Genomic DNA, 22,148 nt, shown 5'->3' with positions numbered 1-22,148 from the left:
TTTCAAGTAAAGATACAAATTTTTATTCGTTTTCTTTATTAGACGCCTTCTCTAACCTTGCTTGCTTCAAAGCAACTTCAAAGGTTAGAACCATGGGAACCCGTCGCGACGCGCTTGGCAAGCTTCTGTCCATCAGTGCTGCATCCCTGGGCTTGGCGGCTTGCTCGCGCTCCGACAACCAGGCCAGCAGCGAAACCACCCACAGGGCACAAAATGGCAAGGTCGTTCCCTTCAACTACCCCGACAACCCCTCTTTCGACCTGATCTATCTGGCCGACAGACTGGGCTACTTCGACGGGACCTCCACCCGCCCCAACTACGTGGGCAAGATTGCCGCCCCCCAGATCATTCCGCTGGTCGGCACGGGCGACATCCATTTCGGCTCGCGCATGGTGCCGCTGGTGATTTCGGCCATTGCGGCCGGGGCCGACATGAAGGTGATTGCCGCCGGCAGCAAGACGCTGCAGGAGGCACCGCATATGAAGTACTTCGTGCGCAAGGATTCGGGCATCCGCACGCCCAGGGATCTGGAAGGCAAGACCATAGGCTTCAACAGCTTCGGCGCCTGCGCCGAGTTTGTCTCCAAGACCTATTTCCGCGAGCACGGCGCCGATGTCAACAAGATCAACTTCCTGGTCGTTCCCGACAACCAGGGCGAGCAGGCCGTGATCGGCCGCAATGTGGATCTGGCCATCATCCACCCACCCCATTCCGGCGGTGCCGAAGCCAACCCCGAGCTGCAGCGCCTGTGGACCGACTACGACCTGGACCGCGGCCTGGGCGGCATGGCGCCCTATAGCGTCAACGGCAAGTTTGCGCGCGAGAACCCGCAGGCCGTGCGCGATGTGGTCACGGCCATCGCCAAGGCCGGCAACTGGGTCAACGCCAACACCGACGAAGCGCGCCGCTACACGGCCGAGCGTCTCGGCATGGAGCTCAAGCATGTGGAGCGCTATGCCTATGTGGACGACCAGATCATCACCGAGCCGCCCATCCAGTACTACATCGACGTGCTGGAACGCGAAGGCAAGCTGCAGCCGGGCAAGGTGGCCCTCAAGGACGTGTACACCAACGAGTTCAACCCCTTTGCCAAGGGAGCTGCGACATGAGCACGCCCCTCGACGACTCTGGCTCCGCCATCAAGATCCGCGCACGCGATGTGCGCATGGATTTCGCGATTGCCGACGAGCGCGGCCGCAACCGCAAGCAGCAGATCGCCGCCCTGCAGGACTTCAATCTCGATATCCGTGAAGGCGAGTTCTTCACCCTCCTCGGGCCCTCGGGCTGCGGCAAGTCCACGTTTCTCAATGTGCTGGCCGGGCTGGCGCGCAAGACCGGCGGCAGCATCAGCATCGACGGCCAGCCGGCCAGCGGCATCAACCGCGAGCAGGGCGTGGTGTTCCAGGGCTATGCGCTGTTTCCGTGGCGCACCGTGCTTCAGAACATCGAGGTCGGGCTGGAGATCCGCAAGATTCCCAAACGCGAGCGCCGGGAGACTGCCGAGCAGTTTCTGCACCTGGTGGGGCTGGCCGGCTTCGGCCAGCGCTACCCGCACGAACTCTCGGGCGGGATGCGTCAGCGCGTGGCCATCGCCCGCTCCCTGGCCTATTCGCCCAGCCTGCTGCTGATGGACGAACCGTTTGCCGCCCTGGATGCCCAGACACGCGAAATCCTGCAGTCCGAGCTGCTGCGCATCTGGGAGCAGCACAAGACCACCATCGTCTTCATCACCCACAGCCTCGATGAAGCCATCTATCTGTCGGACCGCATCGCCGTCATGACGCACCGACCCGGTCGCATCAAATCCGTTCTGGACATAGCGCTGCCGCGCCCGCGCCCAGCCGAGATACGCCACGCCCCGGCCTTTGTGCAGCTGCGCGAACAGGCCTGGGAGGTGCTGCGCGACGAAGTCGCCTTTGCCAGCGGCCACCGCCAGCAACCGCTGGCACCGCTGCTGCCCACTGCCCCTGATTTCAGCCTGGCCTTGCGAGGATTTGCCATATGAGCCAACTGGCCGCATCCCCATCCCGGCGCCCCGCCAAGCCGGTGTCGCTGCATTCCTCCCGGCAACTCGGGCTCCAATGGCTGGAGCGCTCGGCCTGCGTGCTGCTGTTCTTTGCCATCTGGGAATTCCTGCCGCGCGCGGGACTGGTCAATTCGGCCTTTCTCAGCCCGCCATCCGCGGTTCTGGCGGCCATCGTCCAGCTGGCGCAGACCGGTCAGCTAGGCAAGCATGTGGCGGCCAGCCTGCAGCGCTCCTTGGCAGGGCTGATTCTGGCCATACTGGCAGGCGTGGCACTGGGCCTGCTGATGGGCGTGGTACGCCGCTTCGAGGCCTTTGTCGACCCCTTGCTGCAGCTGTTCCGTCAGGTTTCGGCCCTGGCCTTGTTTCCGGTCTTTCTGCTGTTCTTCGGCATCGGCGAGGCGTCCAAGATCGCCATCATCTTCTGGGCGGCCTTCTGGCCGGTGCTGCTCAACACCATCAGCGGCGTCAAGCAGGTGGAAAAGCTGCTGATTCATTCGGCGCTGTCCATGGGGGCCTCGCGCGGCTTCATCTTCTTCAAGGTCATACTGCCGGCGGCCGCACCGTCCATCTTCACCGGCATCCGGCTGGCGGGCGCCTATTCGATCACCGCGCTGGTCGCAGCCGAGATGATCGGCTCGCATGCCGGCCTGGGCTTTCTCACGCTGAACTCTCAGGAGATCTTCCAGATCCCCAGCATGTACGCCGGCATCGTGCTGCTGGCCGTTCTGGGCCTGGCGCTCAACTATGGGCTGGCCTTGCTGGAAAAGCGCCTGACGCGCTGGCGCAGCGGACTGGAATTCCATGAGTAGGCCGGTGCAGTCCTGGCGCCGCCTGGCGATTGCCGGCACCGCGCTGGCGGCCGCTGCCGCCGGCGCTGGCGTGCTCTGGCCCGCCTTGCCGCAGCTCGGCGACATCGAGACGGCAGGCCCGGTGCTGCTACAGGCGCAGCGCAATGGCGTGCTCCATGTGGCCCTGCGCAGCTATGCACGCCCTGCCCTGCCCGGCGAAGCCTTGCCGCCAGAGCCCGATGTCTACGATCAGGCCCTGGCGGACTGGCTGGGCCGGCAACTGGGCACCAGCATCAAAATCACCCCCGCAAGCGATGCCGACCTGGTGCTTGAAGGCATGGCGCCGCAAGACGACCCGGCCGCTGCCGATCGGCAGACCGGCGGCAGCTATATGCCGCAAAGCCTGCAACTGCTGGTGCTCAAGCAGCAGGCCTCCCTCTGGAGTCGCCATGCCCCCGGTCACTGGAGCTCCTGGCTGCCGCATGTGGCGCGGAAGGCCGCCCCCAGACCCACGGCCTGCGTCGCCACGGGTCAGGCCTCTGCCAGCACCTTGCAGGCCCAGGGCCTAGAGCCTCTTTTCGCGCCCTCCAGCATTCATGCAGTCAGCGATTTCCTGGCCGGCAAATGCCATGTTCTGGCCGAGTCGCCCGAGGTCATCACGCGCCTGCTGCAACAGGACAACTGGCGCTTCTACGAGCGTCTTGGCAACCGCTTTCGCTCCACGGATCAGGCCCATATCCGTCTGACCAAGGCCGATGCACAGTCCACCCGCTGGCTGCAGCACGCCGTCCAGCAATGGCAGCGCAGCGGTCTGCAGCAACGCGCGCAGGACAACCGCGTCAGCACGATTGCTCTGGAAGCTTCCTTGCTGGAAGACGGAGCCATCTGCCACTGACCTTCCGCCTCTTTTCCGCTCTTCACCTTCTTGACCATGTTCTCCAGCCACTTCAACGATGTACTTGGCACCCTGGAAAAAACCGCCGTCGCGCGCGACCGCCAGGGCGGCCATGCGGCAGCGGAAAAAGCCTTGCTGCGCGATGCCGGCCTGCTGCGCCTGGCGATTCCGCGCGAGCATGGCGGCGATGCGCTGAGCTGGCCCGACATCTACCGCCATGTGCGCGCCCTGGCCGCCGTCGACAGCGCCCTGGCCCATGTGCTGGCGTTTCACCAGCTCCAGGTCGCCACCGTGCTGATCTATGGCTCGCGCCAGCAGCAGCGCCTCTGGCTGCGCCGCACCATCGACGAGAACGGCTGGTGGGGCAATGCGCTGAACCCGCGCGACACGCGTCTGCAGGCCCTGCCCCGCAGCTCGGAGCTCGCCGGCGGCTATGTGCTCGACGGCCTGAAAGGCTTTTGCTCGGGCACGCGCGGCTCTCACTACCTGACGGTATCGGCCAGTGTGGCAGGCCATGCGCAGCCGGTTCTGGGCCTGCTTGAAACCGCCTCGCCCGGCATTGCCGTCAAGGATGACTGGAACCCCATGGGCCAGCGCCAGACCGACAGCGGCTCGGTTCAGTTCAATCGCGTCCAGCTTCCCGCCAGCGCCGTCATGCGCGACGAGAACGCCGAGGTCACGGCCTTTCATACGCTGCGCAATTGCCTGGCGCAGCTGGTGCTGGTGAATCTGTTTGTCGGCGTGGCCCAGGGCGCGCGCCGGCAGGCACGCGACTATGCGCGCGAACATGGCCGGCCCTGGCTGGGCTCGGCGGTGGAGCGCGCCACCGACGATCCCTATCTGCTGCGCCGCATGGGCGAGATGCAGGCCCAGATTTCGGGAGCCGCTCTGATGGCCGATCACGGCGCAGAGCTGCTGCAAAAAGCTTGGGAGCACGGCCAGTCGCTGAGCGCGGCGCAACGTGCCGAGGTGGCCATCGCCGTCTTCGAAGCCAAGGTCATGGCGCATCGCTGCACCCTGTTCGCCACCCAGGAAATGTTCGATGTGGTGGGCTCGCGCGGCACCCATGCCGATCTCGGCTTCGACCGTTTCTGGCGCAATGTGCGCACCCATACCCTGCACGATCCGCTGGACTACAAGCTCCAGGCCCTGGGCCGCTGGGCCGTGCATGGCGAGGAGCCCTCGGCCCAGCACTACAACTGAAGCCGCAGCCAAAAAAATCCGGGACCTGCCCGGATTTTTCGTGTAGGCCGCGCCGCCTCAGAAGCGGTAGCCTATGCCCACGGAGAACACATCGGGATTGAGCCTGACGCTGATGCTCTGGCCCGAAGACAGGTGGATCTTGGTCTTCAGAAAGCTCTTGGAGTAGGAGGCATCCACAAACCAGCGCTCGTTGAAGTTGTAGACAAAGCCCAGCTGCGCCAACGCACCGAACTTGTCGTCGAGCTCGGCGGTGGTCGGATTCGCCTGGGTGCCCCCTGTCAGGCCGTTGAGCGTAGCCGTGGTCTTTTCGCCATAGAAATGAGCATAGGTCACACCGACGCCCAGATAGGGGCGGAACGCGGCCTTGGCCTCGTTGAAGCGGTACTGCAGCATCAGCGTCGCCGGTATCGCCTTGGTGCTGCCCAGCTTGCCCACGCCGGCAATCGAGCCGGCTCCCGACAGATCATGCTTGAAGGGCGTGGCCAGAGGCACGTCCAGCGCCAGATTGTCGGTCACCATATAGGTGATGCCGCCGCCTAGCTGGGTATTGCTGCCGGCGTCGACCTTGGTGTTGGGAAAGGATGGCGCCGACAGATTGCCGCTGCTCACATCGGGCGACAGATGGGTCACGCCGACACGCGCCATCCAGCTTCCGGCCGATTGGGCGCTGGCCAGACCGCAGGCCGCCAGCGCAGCAGCGGCTGCAATGATCCGCACAGAAATTTTCATGGTTTTGTCTCCTTGTTATTGAGGTGCGGACGGATTTACAACCAGCCCTTCTGGGCCAGAGAGCGGGAAACCAGCTGGCTCATTTGCTGATGGCCGTAAGGCGTGGGGTGGAAACTGTCGGCAAAGACATGGTGCTGCCACCAGTCAGGGCTGGATTTGCCGGGTGTGGCACTCAAGGCCGCTGCCGTGCAGGTGGGGAAGGTGTAGCTGGGCAGGCCGCTTTCGTCCACGCCAGTGATCGGGCAGACCGGGTCCTTCACGTTGTCGAAGTCGTACTGTGCCGGGTTGCTGATCTGGCTCTTGAACTCGGTGTAGAAATCGACCAGGACCACCTGGGACTGGCCTGCCAGACTGGCAGCCAGCTGGTTGTTGAAGACCTGTACCAGGGCATCGAATGACGCTTCCTGCTTGGCGGCCGCAGCAGCCCCCTGATCCCCGCCGCCTGCGGCCTGGGCAATGCTGGCCAGGACCATCTGGAAGCGCGGTGTCTTGGTGATGGCGGGAACATTCAGCACGGCCACACGCGTGGCGCCCTTGGCGACCACATTCTGCGCAATGGAGCCGGCCAGAGTCTTGGCCAGGGTCTGCAGATAGGCACCCGCCGCCAGGCCGGCGAACTTGGAGGCATCGCCTCCGGCCTGCGTCATCAGGGCCGTGGACGTTCCAGGAGCCTTGGAATCCAGCCAGGCCACCATGGCGTTCAGCGGCTGCGAATTGCCCTTGGCCGCGGCAATCAGCGCCCCGATCACATCGGCGGCATCGTTGGCGCCGCCATCGATGACGACGAGATCATCGGCGCTGAAGCCTGCCTTGGATGCGGCCTGGATCTGAACCAGTACCGACTTGGGCGATGTCGGCGCATCCAGCGGGTTCACGCGGCCACCACCCACGGCGTAGTTGGTGCAGGTGGCGACCTCCTGATAAGTCGTGAGATTCTCGTCACCGGCACGAAAGTGGGCGCACAAGCTCTGGCTGAACTGGTCGGCAATGCGCTCGGGCCAGATCATGGTCGAGCCAGCACCAGTGGGCGCCGAGCCCTGTACCGTGAACTTGAAGCCGAAGGTACCGCTGTCCGCGAGGCTATCGCCCATGACCTTGACCGAGGTGACCTTGGTCTTGGGGGTGGTATCGGCCCCGCCTCCGCCGCCGCAGGCCGCCAACAGGCCCACCGTTGCCATTGCAGCCGCCAAGAGTTTGAGTTTGCTTGCCAAGATGATGTTCTCCTGAGGTGTTGTGAATCGCACGGTCGTGCTTTTTTCCTCAGCGTCATCCTAGCGACACTCATCCCCGCGTTGTTATCGGGCAATTACCGATGGTCGGACAAAAATCCAACGCCCAATAAGCGGGTCATCAGCCTGTCACCCAACAAAAAAACCGGACCAGGGTCCGGTTTGTCGAGGCGGGCAAAGGGCGGCGATGTAGCGGTGATGGAGTGCCGCCCCGGGCGGCTACTGGGCCGCCGTCCAGTCCACCAGTGCATCCCAGGCCGTGCGTGCCGCGGCCGCATTGGCATGGTTGGCCATGGCCACCAGCACATAGCGCTGGCCGCTGGCACCGTCAACATAGCCGGCCAACGCGGCCGAGTCGCGCAAGCTGCCGGTCTTGAGGTGGGCGGCGCCCGCAAACCGGCTCTTGCTGCGCCGCAGCGTGCCGTCCACGCCGACAATGGGCATGGAGGAGACGAACTCGGGCATCACGGGCGAGACCCAGGCGTTCTGCAGCATCTGCCCAAGGCCGCTGGCCGTGATGCTGGCATTGCGGCTCAGGCCTGCGCCGTTGTCCACCACGGGCTGCTCGGCATTGCCCCAGCGCGCGGCCCACCACTGTGCCAGCGACTGGCGCGCGGAGTCGAAGCTGGCCACGCCGGTGCGCTGCATGCCCAGCGTGAGCAGCACATGCTGGGCCATGATGTTGTTGCTGTATTTGTTGATGTCGCGCACCACTTCGGACAGCGCCGGAGACTCCAGCTGGAAGGCCGGCAGCAGGCCCTGTGGCACGCTGCCGTCGCGCACGGCGCCGGTGAGCTTGCCGCCCAGCTCGCGCCACATGCCTTCTATGGCCTTCGCCGCAAAGCGCTCGGGCTGCGCCGGTGCAATGGACCAGCTCTTGTCGCCGCAGCTTGCCGGATAGCTGCCGTTGAAGGCGATGCGCTGCGGATTGTTCATGTCCAGTTGCATCTTGCTGCGCCAGTCGCCGCAATCAGAAGTAGGAGCAGCTAGCGCAACTGTCTGCTGGTTTTCCATACCAAACATCGGTGGATCGTATTGAATACGAGCGATACCCGCTCCTGCATCAGGAGCAATATTCAGCGCCACGGCCTTGTAGTTGATCAGCAGCGCATCGGGCGAGGCGTTATAGGGCCGCCAGGGCTCGTTGTCGAATACCGCCGCATCATGCGTGGGCAGCTGAAAGGCGCTGCGGTCCAGCACGATATCGCCCACGATGACCTTGATGCCCATGCCTTGCAGGCGGCGCAGCATCAGCCACAGGCGTTCCAGCACCAGCTTGGGGTCGCCCTGACCCTGGATGTAGAGATTGCCGCGCAAGGCGCCATCGACCACCGGACCGCCCAGATAGACGGGCGTGCGCCAGACATAGGCCGGGCCCAGTTGGTCTAGCGCCGCATAGGTGGTGACCAGCTTCATGACCGAGGCAGGATTCATGGCCTGGTGCGTGCGCCAGGCCAGGCTCGGTGGCGATTTTCCATCCACATTCATCACCAGCAGCGATACGGCGTCGCGCGGAATCTTGGCGCGTTGCAGCGCCGCGTCCACGGCGGCGGGAATGCGGGTGTCGGCAGGCGGAGACTGCGCCAGCGTGGGCTGGGCCAGCAGCGCCAGCAACGATGCGCCCAGCGCGCTCAGGGTCTTGCGAAGAAAGAAGGGGGTCTGCAGCATGGGGCCAGAGTCTACGCCGGGCTTCGCCCATGCCGGGCATTGGCAGCGCCCGCGGCAAGCTGGCGGCGGGCGTCCGATAATGCAGGGCTATGCTGCCGTCTGTTGCAGCCCAGTGCAGCCCGTATTGCGCTCCAGCCCGCCTGCGGCTGACGCCCCGCCGAACATGAATCTTCTCGCCATCGACACCAGTACCGATACCCTGTTTGTTGCCGTCCAGCGTGGCGATGCCATCTGGCAGCACAGCGGGCCTGGCGCGCAGCAGTCGTCGGCCCAGTTGCTGCCGGCGATACGCCAGCTCATGAAGGATGCGGGGCTGAGTTTCGCGCAGCTGGACGCCATTGCCTTCGGGCGCGGCCCCGGCTCCTTCACGGGCCTGCGCACGGCCTGCGCCATCACCCAGGGTCTGGCGTTTGCCGCCAAGGTTCCCGTGCTGCCCGTGGACTCGCTGCTCACAGTGGCCGAAGAGGCCCGTCATCTGCATGGCTGCACCGAGGTCGAGGCCGTGCTCGACGCGCGCATGCACGAGGTCTATCACGCCCCCTTCCGCTATGTGGACGGCCAGTGGATTGAGCCCGAGGACTTCGGCCTCTGCGCCCCCGAGGCTTTGCAGGCTGCAGCCGGCCATGCCGTGGCGGGCAATGCCCAGCCCGTCTACCCCGAACTGCTGGCGCCCAAGGCCCGCCATGTGCACGCCATGCCTACAGCCACGGCCATGCTGCGCCTGGCACCGGCACTGTTGGCAAAAGGCTGCGCGGTACCGGCCGAAGAGGCGCTGCCGCGCTATATCCGCGATAAAGTGGCAAAAACCACGGCCGAGCGCGAAGCCGAAAAGGCCGCCGCAGCCCTCACACCCGATGCAACCGGCATCGCCTCCCGATAAGCGCCCAATGACCTTGCCCAGCAGCTCCACACTCGCCGCCGACGCCAGCGCCCAGGACGCGGCATCCCTGGTGCATTTCGAGCCGCTGTCCGCGCTCTGGCTGGACACCCTGCTCCCGATCGAGGAGCAGGCCTATGTCCATCCCTGGACGCGCGGCAACTTCCAGGATGCCATGGTGGCCGGCTACCAGATACAGCTGCTGGTCGATGCCGATCATCAGTTGCTGGGCTACTTTGTCGCCATGCAGGCGCTGGACGAGGTGCATCTGCTCAATATCACCGTCAACCCGGCCTGCCAGCGCCAGGGCTGGGCTCGCGTGCTGCTCGATGCGCTGGCTCTATGGTCACGGCAGCAGAATGCCCAATGGATCTGGCTGGAAGTGCGCGAAAGCAATGCCCGCGCCCGCGAGGTCTACCTCAGGCACGGCTTTGCCGAAGTCGGCCTGCGCAAGAACTACTATCCCAACCCCAACGGCCCGCGCGAACATGCGGTGCTCATGAGTCTGAAACTATGGCCCTGAACCTGGATGCCCGCCAGCGGGCCATGCTGGAAGCCATGGGCATCACCGTCTGGTTGCCCGAGCCCATGGAGCCCGCAGCAATTGCTGCTGTCACTGCCGTCGCCGCCGCACCATCACCGGTCGCGGAGTCCGTCGCGGCACCGGTCATGCGCGTTGCGCCGCCGGCCCCCGTAAGCCCACCAATGGCTCAGGCCGCTGCACCTGCGGCCGAGGCAGCGCCGGCACCGGTTCAACCGCCCGCCCAGACCGCCAGGCCAGCCAGCCCACCGCCCCAGAATCTGTCCGGTCACCGGGCGCACGAGCCGCGTCAGTTTGTGCAGCAACCCGCCGCAGGCCCGGCCGGCGAGCCAGGCCTGGGCTGGACCATCAGTCCCGCCCAACTGGTCTACCCCCATGCTCCGCAGCATGTGCACAGCACTGAGCAAGGCGGCTGGCTGATCCTGCTGGAGCCTGCCGCCAATCCGCCCCTGCTGAGCCCGGCGCAAAGGCCTGCGGCCGACAGCGCCCAGACGGCGCTGCAGGGCGATGCCGCCAAGCTGCTGGACAATATGCTGCGCGCCCTCGGACTGCAGGAAAAACCGCGCGTCTTCAGCGCCGCCCTGCACCGCGCGCCGCCCGACGCCGATCTCAGCCATGCCCAGGCGCTGCAACCCGCCCTGGAGGCTCTGCTGCGCGAGCTGCGTCCTGACTGCGTGCTGGTTCTGGGCCTGGCCAGTGCACGCGCCGTGCTGGGCCGCCATGATGCGCTGGGCCGGCTGCGGGCCGAGCCGCACCACATTGCGGGCGTGCCCACGGTGGTGACCTACGACCCCAACTATCTGCTGCGTGCGCCGCAGGCCAAGGCCGGAGCCTGGGCCGATCTGGTGCAGGCCGACGCGTTTACCAAGGGGCTGTGACAGGCGGGCGACAAGCCCCGCTTACCCACTTGCCCAACTGTGCTGCACGCGACATGCTGCAGTGCAACGTAGCATAATCACTGGCTTCGAATTACTGAAAGACATCCGTGGAAACCTACCCTAGTTGGTAGCTTTCAGCTCCCGGTGAAGACTGTGGGGGTTGAAAGCGCCCTGATCCCTGCAGAACCTCAAGAACAACCGGGAGTGAGCTGATGCTCAACATCTTTACGCTAGCCAATGGTCGACTCGTTCAGGAAGAAATCGAGTCCCTGGCAGACCTTGAACGCTTTCGCCCTGTCTGGGTCGATCTGGAATCGCCAACCCTCGAAGAAAAGCGCTGGATCAAGCAGCACTACGAGCTGTCCATCCCTGAGGATGCGATGGACGACGACATTGAGGAGTCGGCGCGTTTTTACGAAGAAGACAACGGCGAGCTGCATATCCGCAGCGACTTTCTGATCGACGACGACGAAGACCCCCGCTCGGTGCGCGTGGCCTTCATCGTCAACCAGCACAACGCAGCGCTGCGCAGCCATGGCGTGCTGTTCTCCATCCACGACGAGGATGTGCCGGTCTTTCGCCTGCTGCGCATGCGAGCGCGCCGTGCGCCCGGCTTGATCGACGATGCCAAGGACGTGCTGCTCAAGCTGTTTGACGCCGACGCCGAATACTCTGCCGACACGCTGGAGCGCATTTACGACGACCTGGAAAAAGCCAGCAAGATGGTGCTGTCCGGCGATGTGACCGACGAAATGGCCAAGGAAGTGCTGGGCGCGATCGCCCGCCAGGAAGACTTGAACGGCCGCATCCGCCGCAACGTCATGGACACGCGCCGAGCCGTGAGCTTTCTGATGCGCTCCAAGATGCTCAACGCCGAGCAGTTCGAGGAAGCGCGCCAAATTCTGCGCGACATCGAGTCGCTGGACAGTCACACGGCCTTTCTGTTCGACAAGATCAACTTCCTGATGGACGCCACGGTCGGCTTCATCAACATCAATCAGAACAAGATCATCAAGATCTTCTCGGTGGCCAGCGTGGCTCTGCTGCCTCCCACGCTGATTGCCAGCGTCTACGGCATGAACTTCAGGTTCATGCCCGAGCTGGAGTGGGAATTCGGCTACGGCTACGTGGTCGCCCTGATGATTCTGAGCGCCGTCGGCCCCATGCTGTACTTTCGCAAACGCGGCTGGTTGAAATAACACATGCCCGGCACAGCTGGTCGCTCACACATCGACACAGGCAAGCGCCCTCTCCTTGAAACAGCAGAGCGCGCTTGCCACTAGTCAACGCGCCTCTAGATCGCCATTGATCACTCGGGCAAGTCCCTGTGGGTTCGCTTGCTGTACAGCCGCTGGGAGCAGCACATCCGGCAAATCCTGATAACACACCGGGCGTAGGAAGCGGTCAATGGCGCTGGCGCCCACAGAAGTGAACATAGCGTTGGACGTGGATGGGAAAGGACCTCCATGCACCATGGCGTGGCATACCTCGACTCCGGTCGGAAAACCATTGGCCAAGATGCGCCCCGCCTTGCGCTCCAGCACGGGGATGAGGCGCTGCGCGTCGGCATAGTCTGCGGGATCGATCTGCAGCGTCACTGTCAGTTGGCCCTCCAGTTGCTCAGCCAGTTGGAGAACCTCATCGAAGTTTTTGGCCCGAATGACAATAGAGGCCGGGCCAAACATCTCCTCCTGCAGCACAGGCGATGACAACAGGCGCTGCACATCCGTCACATACAGCGCGGCCTGCGCAGCATTGTGCAGTCCATCCGCAGGCTGCCCCTGTGCAACTTTCTCCACACCTTCCGCACCACCAACCTTGGCAACGCCGGCATCAAAGGCCTGGTGAATGCCCGGCGTCAGCATGGTCTGGGCCGGCTTGGTGGCAAGCGCCTGGCTGGCGGCATCGATGAAGCGCTGCACATTGCGGTCACCAATGACCACCACCATCCCAGGATTGGTGCAGAACTGCCCCGCCCCCATCGTCAGCGAATCGGCAAAACCGCGCCCTATCGACTCTGCACGCGCGGCCAGGGCGGCCGGCATCAGAAACACCGGGTTGATGCTGCTCATCTCCGCGTAGACGGGAATGGGTTCCGGGCGTGCGTTGGCGATGCGCATCAACGCAAGCCCTCCCTGGCGCGATCCGGTAAAGCCAACGGCCTTGATGGCAGGATGTGCTACCAATGCTTCACCCAGCTTGCGCCCGGCGCCCATCAGCAGGGAAAACACCCCTTCGGGCAACCCCAAATCTCTGACCGCTTTCTGAATCGCTCGACCCACCATTTCGGAAGTGCCTAGATGGGCGCTGTGGGCCTTGACGACCACAGGGGCACCTGCAGCCAAGGCCGACGCCGTATCGCCCCCTGCCACCGAGAACGCCAGCGGGAAATTGCTCGCACCGAACACCGCCACCGGGCCCAGTGCCATCTTGGCCAGGCGCAAGTCGGCACGTGGCAGCGGCGTGCGCTCGGGCTGTGCGTGGTCGATGGCGGGGCTCATAAAACGGCCATCGCGCACCACCTTGGCAAACAGCCGCAACTGTCCAACCGTGCGCCCACGCTCGCCTTGCAGGCGCACCAGCGGCAGGCCGCTTTCGGCCATGGCGCGCTCGATCAGGGCATCGCCCAAAGCCATGATGTTGTCGGCAATCAGCTCCAGAAATTCTGCACGCTTGGCAAGCGACAGCTGACGGTAGGGATCAAATGCCTGCGCCGCCAACTGGGCAGCCCGGTCCACTTCGGCCTGCCCTCCCATACCGAACGTGGGCGTTGCGATGAATTGATCCATGCGGGGATCGAACGCTTGCTGCTGTCCTTCTGTACCGCGCACCGAACTCGCGCCGATAAGCATTTCGCCAGTAATTTGCATCTTTGTCTCCTAATGTGTTTATGGATCGGAATGGCAGAGCTCCAGCCGACCAGGAAGTGCAAGCAACGCCTGGATAACGCACGATCTCGTCAGGAATATGAGCGCCTTTGAAAATCATAAAGTATCTTGTTAATATATTTAAATTATCCTTGGAAAATTTTCCACCAATCTTGACAAGCTTCTTTGCCATTCAGCGCAACCAGGGCACGTCAACAAGCAGTCCATAACCAAGCACAGGAGCACGCCATGGAACTCATGCCAAACATCGACCTGAACCACCCTGGCCAAAGTGCTCAAACAACCGCATCGAAACCAGGCCACACTGCACTGACGCTGGATGAGGTGCACAACCTGGCCTATCGCGTATTTACTCACCTCGGCCTGTCTGCTGAACATGCGCAAGCCATTGCGCGCGTGATCACAGCGGGAGAGCGCGACGAGTGCCATTCGCATGGCATGTACCGGGTTCTATCGTGCGCTCGCACGCTTCAGCATGGCGCTGTCGTGCGCGATGCCATACCCATCATCAGCGACCGCGGACCTGGCGTCGTCGCCGTCGATGCACAGCGCGGCTTCTCACAACTCGCTTTCGAGGTGGGCAGCAAAGTACTGCTCGAGAAGGTCCGGACAACCGGGATCGCAGCCTTGGCCATCAACAACTGCTATCACTTCTCAGCCCTGTGGCCCGAAATCGAAGCCTTGGTCGAGCATGGCGTTGCGGCCCTAGCCATGACTCCCAGCCATTCCTGGGTGGCCCCTGCGGGCGGAAGCCGACCTGTTTTCGGAACCAACCCGATCGCCTTTGGTTGGCCCAGGGTCGGTGCTCACCCCTACATTTTTGACTTTGCGACCAGCGAAGTGGCCCGCGGTGAAATTGAGCTCTACCAAAGAAGCGGTCGCGCACTGCCCGAAGGCTGGGGGGTCGACGCCGAAGGCGCCCCAAGTACCGATGCCACAACCGTACTCCAACAAGGCGCCATGCTGACTTTTGGCGGCTACAAAGGTTCGGCCCTGTCGACCATGATCGAGCTGCTGGCCGGGCCATTGATTGGCGACATGACCAGTGCTGAGTCCCTGCGCATCGACGATGGTGCCGGTGCAACCCCGTGTCATGGCGAAATCGTTATCGCATTTGATCCCCAATTTTTCAGCCCGGGCAATTTCATCGAAGAGCGTCAACGTGCTGAAAAGCTGTTCGAGAGTATTACCGGCCAAGGGGCGCGCCTGCCTTCCCAACGCCGCTTTACTGCAAGAAGCCGCAGTCTAGCCAATGGATATGTGCAGATCCCCGAGCCCTTGCTGCGTGACATCCAGCAGCTGTTGAACTAGGCTCATGAGAACATGCTCGCATGCCTCTGCTGAGGAGGAAGGATCCAGATGAAGAGTTTTGTCACAGGCTGCACCAAGCGCCAAGCCCATGATGTATTCTAAATATCGGATCAATATAATCAAAACCCCGCCATCTCTGCTCTTGCGACACGATGGCGACAGCACGCTTTTTTGATGCCAACTTCCAAGAAATCTCCAGCTGCACGTGTAAAAGCCGCTGCCACAAAAACCAAGACTTTGCCTACGGTGAAGCGCCGTGCTGCAGACCTTGCCTACGACGCCATTGAAACCATGCTGTCGACCATGCAGCTTGAGCCTGGAAGTCCCATCGTGGAGGCGGAGCTGGCAGAGCGCACTGGCATGGGCCGGACGCCTGTGCGCGAGGCATTGCTGCGCATGATCTCCATCGACTTGATCGTCCAGCAGCCGCGCCGCGGACTACTGGTTTCCAACATCGATCTGGCAGAGCACCTGGACGTCATCCAGACACGCAGGGTTCTGGAGAATCTGTTGGCGGCTTGCGCTGCCCGGCGAGCCTCGGTGCAGCAGCGCAAAGATATCCTCCAATGTGCCAAGCAGATGGTCGCTGCAGCCAAGCGCGGCAACCTGGAAGAGTACATGCATGAGGATCATGCGCTCGATGCCATCATCCATACTGCCAGCCGCAACCGTTCAGCAGTCAAAAGCGTCACGCCTCTGATCGTGCAGTGCAGACGTTTTTGGTATGCCTACCAGCATGAAGGCGATATCCTTGAAGGCGCACTTGCTCATCTGGAGCTGGCTCAGGGTATCTCTACCGGGGATGAAGCGGCCGCCATTACCGGCGCCAACCGCCTGATGGACTATCTGGAAGCTTTTGCCAGACGCATTATCGAAAGCTAAACAGCAGACCGCTCCCAGGGGGGGGGCGGCCTGCTGTGCATATTCATGGCGCCTCCCAATCGGCGCCCCCTGATCATCAATCAGAGCTTGGCTCCCACCGCGCGCAGTTCTGCAATCTGAGGCGCTTTGGGCAGCCAGATCTTGTCGAAGGCATCAATCGCAGGCTTATTGTCAAAGGCATTGATATCGCGAATGACAATCGACTCCTTCTTGAGTTTCTCCAGCAGGCCAACCTCTGTCGTCACGATATCGTTGATCTGGCCGTCCAAGGCTTGGCTGGTCAATTGGCGAATCAGGTCACGGTCCTTCCCATCCAGCGTAGCCCAGATACGACCCGAGAACAGTGGTGCCACAGGCATGAACAGCGCGTTCATGGGCATCATCAGTTTCGACACCTTGTCAAAGCGCTGGCTCCAAGAGAGCTCTATATCCGCCTCGAGCCCATCCACTTGTCCATTGGTCATGGCATCGAACACCGCTGGTGTGGGAATGGGAGTCGGCGCTGCCCCGAAATACTGGTAGAAGTCACGGTAAACCGGCGTCGGATTAATACGCAGCTTCATACCCTTGAGGTCATTGGGCGTCTTGATCTCCTTGTTCGAGAACACCACACGCATGCCTGTGATGCCCCAGCCCAAACCGATGCAGCCGGTTTCGCGCGGCAGCACATCCAGCAATTTCAAGGCTGCAGGCGTCTTGACCAGCTTCGCTACAGCAGCAGTGGATCGGACAAGATATGGCGCGTTGATCGAGGCTACGCTCGGAACACGCGTTCCCAGCTCTGCCGCCTGAATCCACCCCATGTCCAGCGCACCCGATTGCAGCTGCTGCATCATGGCCGACTCATTACCCAATTGACCCGAATGAAAGACGGTCACCTTGAGCCTGCCATTGGTTTCTTTCGCCAAAGCTTCTCCAAACTGCACCGCCGCGCGATTCCACGAATGCCCAGCAGGCGTGATGACGCCTAAGCGCAGTTCCTTGGCCGCAGCCGCACGCGAAGGCGTCACAAAGGCCAGTGGAGCAGCGGCAACAGCCGTGGTCTGAAGAAAGTGGCGTCGATTGAGTGTCATGAAAAACTCCGTAGAGGGAAAGGCGAAGCAGGGCGAAGAATCGGATCAGTTCAGCAGGCCCAACGACAAGCTGGGGAACAGCGAGAGCATGACAAGTGCCACGCAACTGATGATGAAGAATGGCAACGTGACGACGAACATGGGACCCGGCTTGGCACCAGTGACCGCTGCAGCCACGAAGAAGCTCAGCCCCACCGGCGGCGTCATCAATCCCAGCACCAGGTTGATGACGATCACCACTCCAAAGTGGCGGGGGTCGATGTGGTAGATCTCGGTGGCAATGGGCAGAAGAATCGGCGCGGTCATGATCAAGCCGGGAATACCGTCGATCACCGTGCCAATGACCAGCAAAATCACGTTGACCAGCAGCAGGAAGGTAATCGGGTCATGCGCCACGGTCTGCACCCAGGCAGCGACCATCTGAGGCACCTTGCCGTATATCAACAACCACGAGAACACTGCCGCTGCTGCAACCAGAAACAGCACGATGGCCGAGTAGATGCCCGAACGCAGCATGATCGCGCCCAGGTCTGAGTATTTGAATTCACGGGTCACATAGCGACCGACCAACACTGCGCTGATCGCGCCCACAGCGGCAGCCTCCGTGGGGTTGGCGAAGCCGGTGAGGATGGAACCCACGATGACCAGCGGAATCAACAATGTCGGGCTGGAAACCAGCACGGTCTTGGCCCGTTCGAGCAAGGTTCGCTTGGGGCTGCGTGGATAGTTGTAGATCACGCCCATACAGGCAATGACTGCAAAGAACAGCACCGTCAACAGAACACCTGGCAATATGCCTGCGATCAGCATATCGCCCACCGCGACCTGGGCCAGCACGCTGTAGACCACAAACATCACCGACGGCGGAATGATCGGACCCAACATGCCGCCATACACGGTCAGGCCTGCAGCAAAGGTCTTGTCATAGCCTTGCTTCTCCATCTCCGGCACCATCACCTGCGACATGATGGCCACCTGCGCCGTTGCGGAGCCAATGATGGATGACACCAGCATGTTGGCCAGGATATTCACATAGGCAAGCCCGCCCTTGATGGAGCCCACAAAAGCCATCGACAAGTCCACCAGTCGGCGTGTAATGCCGCCGCTGTTCATGACCTCACCGATCAAGATAAATAGCGGTATGGCGATCAGGCCATAGCTGTCCACCCCCCCCGAACATCTGGGAAGGAAAGGACTGCAGCAACACAGTGTTCTCGGTGTTGTAGATATAAAAAATCCCCGAAAGGCAAAGACAGAGGCCGATGGGAACACCCACCATCATGATTGCGATGAAGAAAATGGAGGTCAGCATGTCAGTTCACCGCGTCCGGGTTGGTTGCCGCAAAGCCAGGGTGCTGGCGCTTGGGTGCGAGGCTCATGTCTTCCAACAGGTTGGCAAGCGCATGCAGGCTCATACAGACTGCGAAGATCGGCATGATCAGTTGCAGCACCCAGACCGGCCACTCCAGCGTCTGGGTGTGTTCGGTATAGAGAAAGTTAAACGACTCCGCCGCGTATTCCTTGGCATCAAACCCCTTGCTGGCAATACCAATGGGATCCATCCAACGCCAGCACATCGCAAAGAGCGCCAAAGAAAAAAAACAGCACTCCGACCGTGGCAATCACCTTGGCACGCCGCGCGTTGCGAGGACTCAGCTTATCGGTGAGCATCGTCACTGCAAAATCCAGTCGCAGGCGCGTCATGACCGAAGCACCGATGAAGGTGAGCCAGACCACGGTGTACACCGCCGCTTCATCCACCCAGTACAGCGGCATGCCGCTGTAGCGTGTCACCACATTGAGCAAAATGAGTGCGGTCAGAAAACACATCGCGAAGGTGAGCAACCACCGTTCCATGCGCAGCAGCGCATCAGAGGCATCCAGCACCCAGCGCACAATCCATGGCGGCTGCTTGATGGCGGTAGCGGGTCGGGTTGTATCGTCCATATAGGTTCTTTAGATTTGACGAAATGAGGCGCAGAAGATTGAATACATCTTAAAAATATATTAAATATATTAGAAGTTTTTTCAATTGATCCAATAGGTGTTTGCCTGGAAACCCGGCGAAACTGCTAACCCTGGTTCCTGGAAGATGCAAGCTTCCGATCTGGATCGATGCCCCAAAAAAAGCTCCCCACGGGGAGCTGACTCACGCTGGATCAATGACTCAGACCCTTGGACCAGGCGGCATACCAGTTGCGAAAGAGTTGATACTGGGATTCGGCATACCGGCGTTGTGAGTCGGTCAATACATCGCTTGCATTGAAGTGCAGCGTGTACTCCTTCTTGCCGTTGAGGACCAGCAGGTGCTTGTAGTACAGAACCAGATCCGTGCCTTCGTCAAAGGACGACAGCACGGCCAGTGCAGCATCCAACTCCTGAGCTTGACGCCGAGCAACGACATCTCCCAGGGCTGCTTTTTTGCTCAGCTCAACCAGGAGCAGAACTTCCTTGGGTAGTGCATTGCCAATGCCCGTAATGCAACCCGTCGCACCGCAATTCACAAAACCATAGAACACCTGGGTGTCGACACCCGCCATCAATGTGACGTCGTTGTCTTTCGAGGTGATGTGCTCTGCGGCATAGCGCAGGCCTTCTGCACCACCGAACTCCTTGAAGCCGATCAGGTTGGAGTACTTGGCGCGCAGCTCAAAGAACATGTCGGCGCGAGTTGCAAAGCCGTAGTGTGGGCTGTTGTAGATCACGGCCGGCAGCTTCGGGGCGGCTTCCAAAATAGCAGTGAAGTGGGCTTTCTGCGCAGCCAGGGAAGTGCCGCGCGACAACACCCGAGGAATCACCATCAACCCCTGTGCTCCCACTTTCGCAGCGTGGGCGGCATGAGCCACGGCTTCTTTCGAGTTCACCGCGCCGGTCCCCACAATGGTCGGGATACCTGCGGCCACCAGCCTGGCCACGCCCTCTTGGCGTTGCTCTGCCGTGAGAAGAGGCCAATCCCCCATGGATCCGCAATACACAACAGCGCTCATGCCTGCGGCCATGAGCTCTTTGCCCATGGCGACCAGCGCGTCGTAATCTGGGGTGCCTTGTGCGGTGCATGGAGTCATGAGTGCAGGAATGGTGCCGGTAAAGATGTTCGTTTCCATAAAACTACCCTTGTAAAAAACCACCTAAGAACACCGCCTTCAGTTCCGCGCAAGTCCGTTGCACGAAACCGTTTTTTGGGATAACGCACGCTGCATCAGCGCACGGAATCCAGATGAGCGGTGAAATACTTCGTCTTTAAATAGACTGTAAATATATTTGAAATATTCAGGAACGAAGACTAAGTAGTTCTTAGGCGTTGTGCAATAGGGTTCTCCTGGATACCTCGCCGAGATCGCCACCGCCCTCCCGTTGCATCCAGGCAGCGGTCCGCTCACGACTATGGCCCCGCAGCGGCAGAAGCACCGCCCTCAGTTACTGCCCGGCGCTGCGGTCAAACCCGGCGCTGGGCCACGCTGACGCTGCGCCAGGGTCAGGATGCACAGGTGATCGTTGTATGGCACACAAACCGCTCATGGAGGCAGCTTTGCGCTGGTCCCGGTCGCATGCCGACGGGACTGCCTCTTGCATCCCAGTTCGATGAGTTCGCGCGCTTGTTCCACATGGTCGCGGACGCGCTGAATGCGATGTTCGTCATCGCTCATTACCGCAGTTCCAGTCTGCCAGCACCAAGGACCAAGTGCATTGACGCAGTCCACCTCAGCCCTGCCCCATGCACGCATGGGATGAAGTCAAGCGCAGGAGCAGGACTGAAAATCCACAGGTCGCAGAGACAAGGTCACTGCACTGCAGAAGCTATCGTCTGAGCAGCATCACAGATGCGTAAGGCAGGATGATCTGAGACTGCTTCCATTGAATATGGTTGAGGGTAGCTTACGCTGCACTACCCTCACCGCGCTCGCGCACCCAGAGCACGATGCCGCACAGCATCACGATCACCTGCGTGCCTATCAGCGCCGCAAAGCCTGCAAAGAATCCCGCCGCCACGCCGCCGCGGGCCGACAGCGCGCCGATCACCGCCCCCATGATGGCCGGCATGAAGCCCGCGACCAGGCTGCCCGCGCCGTTGACCACGCCATAGGCGCTGGCCACATGCTCGGGCCGCGCGCAGTGCTGCACGGTGCTCGGAATGGCCGGGCTCATCAGTCCCCAGCAGAAGTTGGCGGCAATCAGGCAATAGGCCGCTGCATAGCGGTCTTCCATATGGATGGCCAGCCACACGGCGATCGCCACGCCGAGGCTGCCGAAAACAAAGATCAGCGGCACCTGGCGGCGCGCGATGCGGTCGATGATCATGCCTCCGACGAAGACCGCCGCCACGCTCGCATATTGCGGCAGCGAAGCCAGCCAGCCCATCTCGCGCATGGAAAATCCGCGCGACTCCTTGAGATAGGCGGGCAGCCAGTTGCTGCTGCCCCAGAGATAGGACAGAAAGGCCGCCGTGAGAATGGTGATCAGCCACAGATAGCGCGTGTGCATGGCACCGCGCACGATCTGGCCGACCTGGCCCACGGCCTCGCCCACCGACTGGGGCTTGGGCATGCCGGTCTCCACCTTGGGCATGCGCACAAAGGCCCAGACCAGCGGAACGCCCAGCAACACGTTGATCAGGCCCAGCACATGGAACGAGGTCTCCCAGTTGTGGCCCACGACCAGGTAGCCGACGAAGGGATAGCCCACCGCCAGGCCCAGTCCGGTGCCCATATTGACCAGGGAGTTGGGTTTGCCGTTCTCGCGGCTCTCGAAATGCGCCTTGATGTAGCTGCCGGCCAGGGAGAACAGCGGCCCCTCGGATACGCCCAACAGAATGCGCGATGCCAGCAGCAAGCCGTAGCTGTTCATGGCCGGCGACAGAAAGGTCACCACGCCCCATAGCAGCAAGCCGGCAAACAGGCTGCGGCGCACGCCGAACAGCGCCGCGCAGAACGGCGTGAGCACAAAGGACGAAACACCGTAACCGACCATGAAGGCCGTGGCCAGCAGGCCCTGACGGGTTCGGTCGTCAGGGGTGAGGCCGATGTGCGACAGAAAGTCGTGATCGGTGATGAGGACCGAGATATTGATCCGATCCACGTAGGAAATGGCGACGATCACGAACAGCGTGACCACGCCCCACCAGCGCAACGAGCGTGAGTCTTTCATGATAGGAGTCCGGCT

General features: G+C 61.8%; 18 protein-coding genes and 2 pseudogenes. 11 read left to right on the top strand and 9 right to left on the bottom strand.

Going from position 1 to position 22,148, the window contains the following annotated elements:
- Positions 1-92: 92 nt before the first annotated feature.
- From V8Z78_RS14855 to V8Z78_RS14835, 5 genes are read left to right on the top strand one after another with little or no spacing between them, the layout of a single operon-like run.
- Positions 93-1,109, top strand: coding sequence for an ABC transporter substrate-binding protein (locus V8Z78_RS14855; protein WP_349731607.1), 1,017 nt, complete (start codon positions 93-95; stop codon positions 1,107-1,109).
- Entirely contained in the window at positions 1,106-2,005 is a 900-nt protein-coding gene (locus V8Z78_RS14850) for an ABC transporter ATP-binding protein (RefSeq protein ID WP_349731606.1), read from the top strand. Before V8Z78_RS14855 ends, V8Z78_RS14850 begins: the two co-directional genes overlap by 4 nt.
- Entirely contained in the window at positions 2,002-2,835 is an 834-nt protein-coding gene (locus tag V8Z78_RS14845) for an ABC transporter permease (protein ID WP_057093962.1), read from the top strand. The genes V8Z78_RS14850 and V8Z78_RS14845 overlap by 4 nt, the downstream gene beginning before the upstream one ends.
- Positions 2,828-3,709, top strand: a complete 882-nt coding sequence (locus V8Z78_RS14840; RefSeq protein ID WP_279089210.1) for a type 2 periplasmic-binding domain-containing protein — start codon at positions 2,828-2,830, stop codon at positions 3,707-3,709. The genes V8Z78_RS14845 and V8Z78_RS14840 overlap by 8 nt, the downstream gene beginning before the upstream one ends.
- A 36-nt stretch (positions 3,710-3,745) precedes the next feature.
- On the top strand, positions 3,746-4,912 hold the full coding sequence (locus V8Z78_RS14835) for an acyl-CoA dehydrogenase family protein (protein WP_046460472.1): 1,167 nt from the start codon (positions 3,746-3,748) through the stop codon (positions 4,910-4,912).
- A 57-nt stretch (positions 4,913-4,969) separates the two neighbouring features.
- On the opposite strand, the gene V8Z78_RS14830 is transcribed toward V8Z78_RS14835, so the two are convergent.
- The 3 genes from V8Z78_RS14830 to dacB all read right to left on the bottom strand — a co-directional run bounded on the left by V8Z78_RS14830 (position 4,970) and on the right by dacB (position 8,538).
- Positions 4,970-5,641 (bottom strand): OmpW/AlkL family protein, encoded by a 672-nt coding sequence (locus V8Z78_RS14830; RefSeq protein ID WP_004340371.1) that lies wholly within the window; start codon positions 5,639-5,641, stop codon positions 4,970-4,972.
- 35 nt (positions 5,642-5,676) lie between these two features.
- Positions 5,677-6,852 carry an SGNH/GDSL hydrolase family protein gene (locus V8Z78_RS14825; protein WP_349731605.1) on the bottom strand — a complete coding sequence of 392 codons (1,176 nt, stop codon included), beginning with the start codon at positions 6,850-6,852 and terminating at the stop codon, positions 5,677-5,679.
- 237 nt (positions 6,853-7,089) lie between these two features.
- On the bottom strand, positions 7,090-8,538 hold the full coding sequence (gene dacB / locus V8Z78_RS14820) for a D-alanyl-D-alanine carboxypeptidase/D-alanyl-D-alanine endopeptidase (RefSeq protein ID WP_004340369.1): 1,449 nt from the start codon (positions 8,536-8,538) through the stop codon (positions 7,090-7,092).
- A 163-nt stretch (positions 8,539-8,701) separates the two neighbouring features.
- Here dacB and tsaB point away from each other — a divergent pair, with 163 nt between their 5' ends.
- The 4 genes from tsaB to corA all read left to right on the top strand — a co-directional run bounded on the left by tsaB (position 8,702) and on the right by corA (position 12,033).
- Entirely contained in the window at positions 8,702-9,418 is a 717-nt protein-coding gene (gene tsaB, locus V8Z78_RS14815) for a tRNA (adenosine(37)-N6)-threonylcarbamoyltransferase complex dimerization subunit type 1 TsaB (protein ID WP_179627392.1), read from the top strand.
- A gap of 7 nt (positions 9,419-9,425) precedes the next feature.
- Entirely contained in the window at positions 9,426-9,938 is a 513-nt protein-coding gene (gene rimI / locus V8Z78_RS14810) for a ribosomal protein S18-alanine N-acetyltransferase (protein ID WP_012840217.1), read from the top strand.
- A complete protein-coding gene (locus V8Z78_RS14805) occupies positions 9,929-10,834 on the top strand; it encodes a uracil-DNA glycosylase family protein (protein ID WP_349731604.1) in 906 nt (301 codons plus the stop codon). The genes rimI and V8Z78_RS14805 overlap by 10 nt, the downstream gene beginning before the upstream one ends.
- A gap of 212 nt (positions 10,835-11,046) precedes the next feature.
- Positions 11,047-12,033, top strand: coding sequence for a magnesium/cobalt transporter CorA (gene corA, locus V8Z78_RS14800; protein ID WP_004340359.1), 987 nt, complete (start codon positions 11,047-11,049; stop codon positions 12,031-12,033).
- Between the two features lie 84 nt (positions 12,034-12,117).
- On the opposite strand, the gene V8Z78_RS14795 is transcribed toward corA, so the two are convergent.
- On the bottom strand, positions 12,118-13,704 hold the full coding sequence (locus V8Z78_RS14795) for an aldehyde dehydrogenase (NADP(+)) (RefSeq protein ID WP_012840219.1): 1,587 nt from the start codon (positions 13,702-13,704) through the stop codon (positions 12,118-12,120).
- Between the two features lie 246 nt (positions 13,705-13,950).
- On the opposite strand from V8Z78_RS14795, the gene V8Z78_RS14790 reads away from it, so the two are divergent.
- Together V8Z78_RS14790 and V8Z78_RS14785 are read left to right on the top strand one after the other, a co-directional pair.
- Complete coding sequence (locus V8Z78_RS14790) at positions 13,951-15,033, top strand: Ldh family oxidoreductase (RefSeq protein ID WP_280040796.1); 1,083 nt, start codon at positions 13,951-13,953, stop codon at positions 15,031-15,033.
- Positions 15,034-15,204: 171 nt separating this feature from the next.
- Positions 15,205-15,915: a GntR family transcriptional regulator gene (locus V8Z78_RS14785; RefSeq protein ID WP_012840221.1), complete on the top strand. Its 711-nt coding sequence runs from the start codon at positions 15,205-15,207 to the stop codon at positions 15,913-15,915.
- A gap of 80 nt (positions 15,916-15,995) precedes the next feature.
- Here the strand turns inward: V8Z78_RS14785 and V8Z78_RS14780 are convergent, their stop codons facing one another.
- The 5 genes and pseudogenes from V8Z78_RS14780 to V8Z78_RS14755 form a co-directional block, all read right to left on the bottom strand.
- Positions 15,996-16,988 (bottom strand): TRAP transporter substrate-binding protein, encoded by a 993-nt coding sequence (locus V8Z78_RS14780; RefSeq protein WP_012840222.1) that lies wholly within the window; start codon positions 16,986-16,988, stop codon positions 15,996-15,998.
- 45 nt (positions 16,989-17,033) lie between these two features.
- Positions 17,034-18,300 (bottom strand): annotated as a pseudogene (locus V8Z78_RS14775) (TRAP transporter large permease).
- A gap of 1 nt (position 18,301) precedes the next feature.
- Positions 18,302-18,764 (bottom strand): annotated as a pseudogene (locus V8Z78_RS27150) (TRAP transporter small permease).
- A 383-nt stretch (positions 18,765-19,147) separates the two neighbouring features.
- A complete protein-coding gene (locus tag V8Z78_RS14760) occupies positions 19,148-20,092 on the bottom strand; it encodes a dihydrodipicolinate synthase family protein (RefSeq protein ID WP_046460462.1) in 945 nt (314 codons plus the stop codon).
- A 772-nt stretch (positions 20,093-20,864) separates the two neighbouring features.
- On the bottom strand, positions 20,865-22,133 hold the full coding sequence (locus tag V8Z78_RS14755; protein WP_039050292.1) for an MFS transporter: 1,269 nt from the start codon (positions 22,131-22,133) through the stop codon (positions 20,865-20,867).
- Between the last annotated feature and the right edge of the window lie 15 nt (positions 22,134-22,148).

Origin of the sequence: Comamonas sp. wu1-DMT, assembly GCF_040187805.1 — a bacterium.
GTDB lineage: Bacteria > Pseudomonadota > Gammaproteobacteria > Burkholderiales > Burkholderiaceae_C > Comamonas > Comamonas thiooxydans.
Note: the sequence above shows the minus strand (reverse complement) of the source record. Positions and strands in the feature narration are given on the sequence as shown.

Coding starts and splice junctions, on each gene's coding strand:
- V8Z78_RS14780 (WP_012840222.1), bottom strand. CDS start 16,988: ATGACACTCAATCGACGCCACTTTCTTCAGACCACGGCTGTTGCCGCT.
- V8Z78_RS14795 (WP_012840219.1), bottom strand. CDS start 13,704: ATGCAAATTACTGGCGAAATGCTTATCGGCGCGAGTTCGGTGCGCGGT.
- V8Z78_RS14790 (WP_280040796.1), top strand. CDS start 13,951: ATGGAACTCATGCCAAACATCGACCTGAACCACCCTGGCCAAAGTGCT.
- V8Z78_RS14805 (WP_349731604.1), top strand. CDS start 9,929: ATGGCCCTGAACCTGGATGCCCGCCAGCGGGCCATGCTGGAAGCCATG.
- V8Z78_RS14835 (WP_046460472.1), top strand. CDS start 3,746: ATGTTCTCCAGCCACTTCAACGATGTACTTGGCACCCTGGAAAAAACC.
- rimI (WP_012840217.1), top strand. CDS start 9,426: ATGACCTTGCCCAGCAGCTCCACACTCGCCGCCGACGCCAGCGCCCAG.
- V8Z78_RS14840 (WP_279089210.1), top strand. CDS start 2,828: ATGAGTAGGCCGGTGCAGTCCTGGCGCCGCCTGGCGATTGCCGGCACC.
- V8Z78_RS14755 (WP_039050292.1), bottom strand. CDS start 22,133: ATGAAAGACTCACGCTCGTTGCGCTGGTGGGGCGTGGTCACGCTGTTC.
- V8Z78_RS14760 (WP_046460462.1), bottom strand. CDS start 20,092: ATGGAAACGAACATCTTTACCGGCACCATTCCTGCACTCATGACTCCA.
- dacB (WP_004340369.1), bottom strand. CDS start 8,538: ATGCTGCAGACCCCCTTCTTTCTTCGCAAGACCCTGAGCGCGCTGGGC.
- V8Z78_RS14845 (WP_057093962.1), top strand. CDS start 2,002: ATGAGCCAACTGGCCGCATCCCCATCCCGGCGCCCCGCCAAGCCGGTG.
- V8Z78_RS14830 (WP_004340371.1), bottom strand. CDS start 5,641: ATGAAAATTTCTGTGCGGATCATTGCAGCCGCTGCTGCGCTGGCGGCC.
- V8Z78_RS14855 (WP_349731607.1), top strand. CDS start 93: ATGGGAACCCGTCGCGACGCGCTTGGCAAGCTTCTGTCCATCAGTGCT.
- V8Z78_RS14850 (WP_349731606.1), top strand. CDS start 1,106: ATGAGCACGCCCCTCGACGACTCTGGCTCCGCCATCAAGATCCGCGCA.
- corA (WP_004340359.1), top strand. CDS start 11,047: ATGCTCAACATCTTTACGCTAGCCAATGGTCGACTCGTTCAGGAAGAA.
- tsaB (WP_179627392.1), top strand. CDS start 8,702: ATGAATCTTCTCGCCATCGACACCAGTACCGATACCCTGTTTGTTGCC.